Origin of the sequence: uncultured Stenotrophomonas sp. (assembly GCF_963519925.1) — a bacterium.
Taxonomy (GTDB): domain Bacteria; phylum Pseudomonadota; class Gammaproteobacteria; order Xanthomonadales; family Xanthomonadaceae; genus Stenotrophomonas; species Stenotrophomonas maltophilia_AE.
In genome coordinates this window covers 21124-29038 of sequence record NZ_CAUQPH010000041.1, presented here as the reverse complement: position 1 = coordinate 29038, position 7915 = coordinate 21124, and the positions used below count along the sequence as shown (strand labels likewise).

Below are 7915 nucleotides of genomic sequence, written 5' to 3'. Positions count from 1 at the left end.
GCCCCGGCCACGGCCACGGCCGCACCGGTCGCCAGCGGCGGGGCGCCGCAGCCCGGCCGCATGCAGACCAGCAACGTGCGCTCCGGCCAGCAGCTGTATGCCGAGAACTGCGACCTGACGGTCATGGCCACGGTCGGCGCCGGTGCCGAGGTGATCGCCGACGGCAGCATCCATATTTACGGTACGCTGCGGGGCCGTGCCCTGGCAGGTGCCCAGGGCAATACCACGGCGCGCATTTTCTGCCGTGACTTCCACGCTGAACTGGTCGCCATTGCCGGCCACTACAAGGTACTGGACGATGTTCCGGACACCCTGCGCGGCAAGGCCGTGCAGGTGTGGCTGGAAAACGACCAGATCAAGATCGCTGCGCTGGACTGAGCCAGTGCACCAACAGAATCATCAGGAGAAGTCCTTTGGCTGAAATCATCGTAGTCACTTCCGGCAAGGGTGGCGTCGGCAAGACCACTTCCAGCGCAAGCCTGGCCTGCGGCCTGGCACGCCAGGGCAAGAAGGTGGCGGTGATCGACTTCGACGTCGGCCTGCGCAACCTCGACCTGATCATGGGTTGCGAGCGGCGCGTGGTGTACGACTTCGTCAATGTCGTGCACGGCGAGGCCACGCTCAAGCAGGCCCTTATCAAGGACAAGCGCTTCGACAACCTGTACGTGCTGGCTGCTTCGCAGACCCGCGACAAGGATGCGCTGACCCAGGAAGGCGTGGGCAAGGTGCTCAAGGACCTGGCGGCGGACGGCTTCGATTACATCATCTGCGATTCGCCGGCCGGCATCGAGAAGGGCGCGTTCCTGGCGATGTACTTCGCCGACCGCGCGGTGGTGGTGGTGAATCCGGAAGTGTCGTCGGTGCGCGACTCGGACCGCATCATCGGCCTGCTGGATTCGAAGACGCACAAGGCCGAATCCGGCCAGAGCGTGCCGGCCTTCCTGCTGCTGACCCGCTACAGCCCGGTCCGCGTGGAGTCGGGTGAGATGCTGAGCATCACGGACGTGGAAGAGGTGCTGGGCCTGAAGGCGATCGGCGTGATCCCGGAATCGGGCGATGTGCTGAACGCATCCAACAAGGGCGAACCGGTGATCCTGGACCCTGAGTCTCCCGCAGGCCAGGCATACGATGACGCCGTCGCACGCATCCTCGGGCAAGAGCGCCCGATGCGCTTCACAAACGTGGAAAAGAAGGGCTTCTTCAGCAAGCTGTTCGGAGGGTAAGCATGGGCCTGTTCGATTTCCTCAAGACGAAGAAGACCACCGCCGAAACGGCCAAGAACCGCCTGCAGATCATCATCGCGCAGGAACGCAGCCACCGTGGCGGCCCGGATTACCTGCCACTGCTGCAGCGTGAGCTGCTGGAAGTGATCAAGAAGTACGTCAACATCGACGCCGACGCGGTCAAGGTGGACCTGGTCAAGGACGGCGAGCACGACGTGCTGGACATTTCGGTGGCGCTGCCGGAAGGCCCGCAGCAGTCCTGACCCGCCCTGCCCCTTCCTGCGGGAAGGGGCGCAAGACGCCCGCGCCATGACCGCCACCGCTGAAGCAGAACCGCAGGTCACCCGCGTGGGCGACATCGATTTCGACGCCGCCGCAGCGTTGCTGGCCGGGCATGCGCTGCGCCTGCACCGGGTAGCCGACGGCGCGCCGATTCCCGGCAGTTACTGGGGCGAGCCCGAGGCGGGCATCATCGCCAGCGATGTGTACGTGCGCAACGACACGCCGGTGCACTCGATGCTGCACGAAGCCTGCCACCTCATCGTGCTGCCGCCCGAACGCCGCGCGCTGGTGCACACCGACGCGACCGATTCGGTCCCCGAAGAAGACGCCACCTGTTACCTGCAGATCGTGCTGGCCGGCCAGTTGCCCGGCGTAGGCAGCGCGCAGCTGATGACGGACATGGATGCCTGGGGCTACACCTATCGCCTCGGCTCCACGCGCGCCTGGTTCGAACAGGACGCCGAAGACGCAAAAGCCTGGCTGATCGAACGCGGCCTCCTCGCCGCGTAAAACGTTGTACGAGCGCACGCGCGCATGAGCGCGGTAGGGTCGGTCGTCAGACGACTGCCGATACGAACGATCAGCACGGGGACGCATCGCGCCTCGGCGGAAAAGCGCTCTCGACGGTTTTGTATCCGCGCCTAAAGCCTTGGCTGTTCGGTTCTTCCCGCGCGGTGCGAGGGCCGGAGAACTCAGCCGCCTGCCAAAGCGCGCAACGTAATGCCAACGATGTAGGCGAGATATGTACCAGTCGCATACCCCATGGTCCCGAGCAGCACGCCCACCGGAGCAAGGGACGGATGGAAGGCAGCCGCAACCACGGGAGCAGAAGCCGGGCCGCCGATGTTGGATTGCGAGCCGATCGCGAAGTAGAAGAACGGCACCCTCAGCGCCATCGCCAATGCCAGCAGCAGCAGGATGTGCACCGCGATCCAGATCAGCCCCAGCGCGAACAGCCACGGCCGTTCCAGCAGCGCCAGCAAGTCCATCTGCATGCCGATGCACGCGATCAGGAAGTACAGCAGCAGCGAGCCCAGCTTCGAGGCCCCCGCCCCTTCCAGGTTGCGCGCGCGGGTAAAGCTCAGTGCCAGCCCGCAGGTCGTGGAAATCACCACCACCCACACGAACGGCGCGTCCAGGCTGAACTGCGACGCCCAGGCCACGTGACCCTTGAACCACGCCGACACCGGCCCGGCGATGGCGTGCGACAGTCCCACGGTACCGAAGGCCACCGCCACGATCAGCATCAGGTCGGTCAGGCTGGCCACGCGCTCGTGCTCGGCCTGGAACTTTTCGATGCGCAGTTTCAGCTCGTCGATGGCCGACGTATCGGCCCCGGTGCGCGCATCGATCTTCGCCGCGCGCCCGGCCATGAAGATCAGCACCGCCATCCACACATAGCCCACGCCCACGTCCACCACCGCGAACTGGCCGAATGTGGTTGCGTTGACATCGAACACCTCGCGCATCGCCAGCATGTTGGCCCCACCGCCGATCCAGCTGCCGGCCAGCGCCGCCATGCCCGACCACGTGTCGCCGGCCACGGTTTCCGGGTGCACCCACTTCATCAGAACAAACGCAACCACCGCACCGATCATGATGCTCAGCGACGCCCCCAGATACATCACGATCAGCTTCGGGCCCAGCCGCAGGATGCCCTTGATGTCCACCGCCAGGGTCAGCAGCACCAGCGCCGCCGGCAGCAGGATGTCGCGCGCGATCGGGTTGTACAGGCGGGTGTTTTCGCCGTCGATCAACCCGACCGTGTTGTAGATGCCGGGGATCATGTAGCACAGCAGCAGTGCCGGCACGAACGTGTAGAAGCGCTTCCATGGGCCCGTTGGGCGTGAGGCGGTCCAGAACACCGCGCCCAGGGTCGCGGCGATCAGGCCGAAGACTACGATGTCGTTCTGGATCAGGGGCATGGGCGAAAGGTCGTCTGGGGGATGGTCGAGGGCCGGCCAACGGCCGGCGCTACCGGGATGGTCAAATCGCTCGGTGGCGCCGGACGATGGTCGAAGGCCGGCCAACGGCCGGCGCTACCGGGAGGGTCGATTCCCTGGGTAGCGCCGGCCGTTGGCCGGCCCATGCAATGCGCGAACGCCGCCCGGTCAAGGCGGCGTCCGTTTTTGCTTACTGGCCGATGTGCTGCTTCAGCCAGCCGTTCACCGTGTCATGCCACTGCACGCTGTTCTGCGGCTTGAGCACCCAGTGGTTCTCGTCCGGGAAGTACAGGAACTTCGATTCGATGCCCTGGCGCTGCGCCGCGGTGAACGCGCCCAGGCCCTGCTCCACCGGAATGCGGAAGTCGAGCTGGCCGTGGATGATCAGGATCGGCTTCTTCCAGTCCGCCACGTGGTTGACCGGATTGAACTTCTCGTAATTCTGCGGCTTGGCGAAGGGCGTGCCGCCCTGCTCCCACTCGGTGAACCACAGCTCTTCCGTGGCGTAGCCCATCATGCGCTGGTCGAACACGCCGTCATGGTTGACCAGGCACTTCCACGGCTCGTTCCAGTTGCCGGCGATCCAGTTGACCATGAAGCCGCCGTAGCTGGCGCCCAGCGCACAGGCCTTGTCGCCGTTGAGGAACGGATACTGCTTCTGTGCCGCCGCCCAGCCCTTCTGCAGGTCCTCCAGCGGGCGGTCGCCCCAGTGCTGGCTGATCGCATCGGTGAAGGCCTGGCCGTAGCCGGTGGAGCCGTGGAAATCGATCATCACCACCGCGTAGCCCTGGCCCGCATACGTCTGCGGGTTCCAGCGGTAGCTCCAGCCGTTGCCGAAGCTGCCCTGCGGGCCGCCGTGGATCAGGAACGCCACCGGGTAGGTCTTGCCTTCCTGGTAGTTGTACGGCTTCACCACATAACCGTGCACGGTTTCATTGTTCCAGCCCTTGAACTGGAACTGCTCGTAATCGCCGAAGGCCACGTCCGGCAGCATCTGGCCGGCGCTCGGCGTGATCTCGCGCGGGCTGCTGCCGTCGGCCTGCGCCACCACGATCTGGTCGCCGCTCTTCAGGCTGTTCTTCGTATAGGCCAGCGTGCTGCCGGCGATCACCGGCGAACCGATGCTGCCGCCTTCGGCGACCACGGTCGCCTTGCCGGTGGCGATGTCGATGTTGAACAGGCGGTGTTCGCCCAGGTCATCGGCGGCGGTGTAGAAGCTTTTGCCGTCCTGCGCCAGCACCACTTCACCCGCCGAACGGTCCCAGGACGGCGCGATTTCGCGGGTCTTGCCCGAGGCGAGGTCCATCGCCATCACCCCGAAGCGGTCGGCTTCGAAACCCGGGCGCTTCATCGCGCGGTAGTACAGGGTGTTGCCGTCGGCGCTGAACACCGGGCCGGCGTCCCAGGCCGGGTTGGCCGCGGTCAGGTTGACCGGCGCCTGCTTGCCTTCGGCGTCCAGGCGGTACAGGTCGAAGTTGGTCGACCAGGCTTCCTCGCGACCGGCCACGCGGATGCTGGCCACCACGCTGCGGCCGTCCGGGGACCAGGTGAAATCGTCATTGCCGCCGAACGGCTTGGACGGCGCATCGCCGGCCAGCGTGGCGCTGATCGCCGAGGCACCCTTCACCGCAGCCGCCTTGGCCGCCGGCAGCGGGGCCACGAACAAGGTGTTGCGGCGACCGTCGTTCCAGGTGTCCCAATGGCGCACGAACAGACTGTCGAACACCTCACCGGTGTTCTTGCGCGCCTTGTGCGCGTCCAGCTTCTTCGCCGTGCAGGCCAGGTCCGAACCGCAGTCCTGGAACACACCGGCGCTGAAGGCCACGCGGTCGCCCTGCGGCGAGATCTGGAAGCTGTCCACGTCCACTGCGAAGTCGGTCAGCTGGCGCGGGGCGCCACCGGCCAGCGGCATTGCATACAGCTGCTGGCTGCCACCCTTGCCGCTCAGGAAGTACACGGTCTGGCCATCGGCCGACAGCGCGGCCGAATTGACGTTCCAGCCGGCCGGGGTGAGCGGCCTGGGCGGAGCGGCGTCGCGGGTGCGCAGGTTGCGGATGAACAGCCCGGTGCTGGCCTTGCTGTCGCTGCCGACCACGCGCTTGGCGAACACCACGTTGCCGCCGTCGGCGGTGAGCAGCGGGGCCGAGACCCGGTCCAGCGCGATCATGTCGCGCACATCCAGGCCACGGGTGGCGGCGGCCGCGGGCAACGCGGTCAACAGGCACAACGGCAGCAGGGCGTAACGAAGCTTCATCGGGGTCTCCGCGGAACGGCAAAACGCCGATGGTAATGTCGCCCATGCCCTGCGCGCTACGGCCACTGGTCATGCCGTAGCGCCGGGCCCTGCCCCGCAAACGCGGATTCTGGACACCCTGGAACGACAAAACCCCGCCATGGCGGGGTCTGTCGGGTCCACAGGGGTCTGGAATCAGACCGTGCCGGCCTTCTTGCCGGTGCGGTAGATCAGCCAGCCCACCAGGAACAGCACCGCCAGCCCGATCCATTGCGCGGCCGGCAGGTGGAACGGCACGGCCAGCACGTCGGCGCGGCTGCTGAGCACGATCGGCACGGCGATGGCGATGCCCATCAGCGCCTCACCGGTGATCAGGCCCGCGGCGAACAGCACGCCCGGCTTGTGGATGCGGTCGCGGCCCTCTTCATCGTCGGCGCGGACCTTGTGGAACCGCTCGACCAGGTAGGAAATCAGACCGCCCAGGAAGATCGGCACCATCAGTTCCAGCGGCAGGTAGATGCCGATGGCGGCCGCCAGCACCGGCACCCGGAAGCGTGCGTTGCGCGACTTCAGCCAGCTGTCGAACGCGATGATCGCCGCACCGACCACGGCACCGATGCCGATGAAGGTCCACGGCAGTTCACCGCCGAACAACCCCTTGGCCACCGAGGCCATCAGGTTGGCCTGCGGTGCGGCCAGTGCGTTCGGGTGCAGGTCGGACTTCACCCCGATGCCGTACGCAGTGGCCAGAAGGTTCAGCACCGGCGCCATGATCAGCGCGCACGAGAACGCGCCGATGCCCAGCATCAGCTGCTGCTTCCACGGCGTGGCGCCGACGATGTAGCCAGCCTTGAGGTCCTGCAGGTTGTCGCCGCCAACCGCCGCGGCGCAGCACACCACCGCGCCGATCATGATCGCGGCCACCGCACCGAGCGGCGCGCCGCCGATACCCACCGGGGTCAGGCCGTCCTTGCCCAGCAGCAGCACCAGCACCGCCGAGGCGAACAGGATGGTGGAGATGGTGATGCCCGACACCGGGTTGTTGGAGGAACCGATCAGGCCGGCCAGGTAGGCCGAGACCGAAACGAACAGGAAGCCCGCCACGATCATGATCAGGGTCATCGGGATGGACACGTGCCACTGGCCCACGATGGCCTGGTACAGCGCCAGCAGCGGCAGGGTGAACACCACCAGCGCCACCAGCATCCACTTCATCGGCAGGTCGCGTTCGGTGTGCGCCAGTGCGGGGCCGCCGCTCTTGCGCGCAGCCGCGAAGCCGCTCTTGACGCCGTTGAGCAGCGACTTGCGCAGCGAGATCAGGGTCCACACACCGCCGATCAGCATCGCGCCCACGCCGAGGTAGCGCATCTTCGCGCCCCAGATGGCGAACGCGGCCTCGGTCGAGGACGCGGTCGCGATCGACGCGGCCAGGGCCGGATCGGTATTCATGAAGAACGCCTGGTACAGCGGGATCGCGATGTGCCAGGTGAGGATCGAGCCGGACACCACCACGATGCCGACGTTCAAGCCGACGATGTAGCCCACGCCCAGCAGGGCCGGCGAGAGATTGGTGCCGATGAACGCGGTGATCCTGGAACTGCCGACGTAGGCCGACGTGGCCCAGGCATCCGGGATCAGGCGCATGCCGCTTTCCGCGGCCAGCTTGACCACCGCGCCGATGGCGGCCGACACCGCCAGGATCTTCAGGCCCGGGCCCGGGTTTTCACCGGCCTTGAGCACCTCGGCCGCGGCCTTGCCTTCCGGGAAGGGAAGCGGGTCTTCGACGATCATCGAGCGCCGCAGCGGCACCGAGAACAGTACGCCCAGCAGGCCGCCCAGCCCGGCGATGCCGAGCACCCACCAGTACTTGAAGTCCGGCCAGTAGCCCATGATCACCAGCGCCGGGATCGTGAAGATCACGCCCGCTGCGATCGACGAGCCGGCCGATGCGCCGGTCTGCACGATGTTGTTTTCCAGGATGGTGCCGCCGCCGAGCAGGCGCAGCACCCCCATGGAAATCACCGCCGCCGGGATGGCCGTGGCGATGGTCAGGCCTGCGAACAGACCCAAGTAGGCGTTGGCCGCCGACAGGATCACCGCCAGCACGATGGCAAGCACCACCGCGCGGAAAGTGAGCTGTTTGGGCGCAGCGTCGTTGTTCATGGAAGCCCCTGCTGTAAAAATCCCGTCAAACCTAGCCTTCATGCAGATGCAAGGCAAGCCGTGCCAACGGC

At 66.5% G+C, this 7915-nt stretch carries 7 protein-coding genes; 4 read left to right on the top strand and 3 right to left on the bottom strand.

Annotation, left to right across the window (positions count from 1 at the left end):
• From minC to RWO33_RS09750, 4 genes are all read left to right on the top strand, one after another.
• On the top strand, positions 1 to 378 hold a 378-nt coding region (gene minC, locus RWO33_RS09765), incomplete at its 5' end, for a septum site-determining protein MinC (RefSeq protein WP_314104687.1).
• Between the two features lie 35 nt (positions 379 to 413).
• Positions 414 to 1223 (top strand): septum site-determining protein MinD, encoded by an 810-nt coding sequence (gene minD, locus RWO33_RS09760; RefSeq protein ID WP_145478277.1) that lies wholly within the window; start codon positions 414 to 416, stop codon positions 1221 to 1223.
• 2 nt (positions 1224 to 1225) lie between these two features.
• The gene (gene minE, locus RWO33_RS09755; RefSeq protein WP_314104686.1) at positions 1226 to 1486 is read left to right on the top strand and encodes a cell division topological specificity factor MinE; all 261 of its coding nucleotides are present in this window, start codon (positions 1226 to 1228) and stop codon (positions 1484 to 1486) included.
• A gap of 46 nt (positions 1487 to 1532) precedes the next feature.
• Positions 1533 to 2015 (top strand): hypothetical protein, encoded by a 483-nt coding sequence (locus RWO33_RS09750; RefSeq protein ID WP_314104685.1) that lies wholly within the window; start codon positions 1533 to 1535, stop codon positions 2013 to 2015.
• A 182-nt stretch (positions 2016 to 2197) separates the two neighbouring features.
• Here RWO33_RS09750 and RWO33_RS09745 read toward each other — a convergent pair whose 3' ends face one another.
• From RWO33_RS09745 to RWO33_RS09735, 3 genes are all read right to left on the bottom strand, one after another.
• Positions 2198 to 3430, bottom strand: coding sequence for a DUF819 family protein (locus RWO33_RS09745; RefSeq protein WP_314104684.1), 1233 nt, complete (start codon positions 3428 to 3430; stop codon positions 2198 to 2200).
• Between the two features lie 208 nt (positions 3431 to 3638).
• Positions 3639 to 5702, bottom strand: coding sequence for a S9 family peptidase (locus tag RWO33_RS09740; RefSeq protein ID WP_314104683.1), 2064 nt, complete (start codon positions 5700 to 5702; stop codon positions 3639 to 3641).
• A 174-nt stretch (positions 5703 to 5876) separates the two neighbouring features.
• Positions 5877 to 7844, bottom strand: coding sequence for an oligopeptide transporter, OPT family (locus RWO33_RS09735; RefSeq protein WP_314104682.1), 1968 nt, complete (start codon positions 7842 to 7844; stop codon positions 5877 to 5879).
• Positions 7845 to 7915 lie beyond the last annotated feature (71 nt).